Raw genomic sequence first — 470 nt, 5'->3', positions numbered from 1 at the left:
ATTCGCCCTTTGTCTGATCCCGAAGAAGTGACTACAGCAGCATGTGAATTGCTCGGGAAACATTTGGGAGCAACACGAGTTATGTATGCCGAAGCAGATAAAACTGGTGAGACTGTCACGTTCAAGCGTGACTGTACTAATGGTGAAGTGACGTCAATGGCAGGGAAAAGTGTTCGATTAGATGATTTTGGTACTGGGATCGTTGACCCGTTACGATCAGGGCAAGTCGTAGTGATTGATGATGTAACAGCTGATGAAAAGTCAGCTCCCTATGCGGATGCCTACGCTGCCAATGGAGTAAGGTCTTTTTTAAGCATTCCATTGATGAAGGAAGGCAAATTGAGAGCCTTGCTCAACGCCCATGATTCAAAACTACATCATTGGACCGATGAAAACATCGAGATGGCAATCGACATGGTGGATCGGACCTGGGCAGCGGTAGAAGCTGCGCGGGCACAAGGCAAGTTGCG

The 470-nt window shown here is 47.9% G+C and carries 1 protein-coding gene; it reads left to right on the top strand.

The window, feature by feature from the left end; translation table 11 throughout:
- The coding region (locus DVK06_RS17570) for a GAF domain-containing protein (RefSeq protein WP_158600115.1) at window positions 1–470 on the top strand (470 nt) is incomplete at both ends.

Source organism: Halorubrum sp. Atlit-28R, assembly GCF_003665955.1.
Classification (GTDB): Archaea; Halobacteriota; Halobacteria; order Halobacteriales; family Haloferacaceae; genus Halorubrum; species Halorubrum tropicale.
Note: the sequence above shows the minus strand (reverse complement) of the source record. Positions and strands in the feature narration are given on the sequence as shown.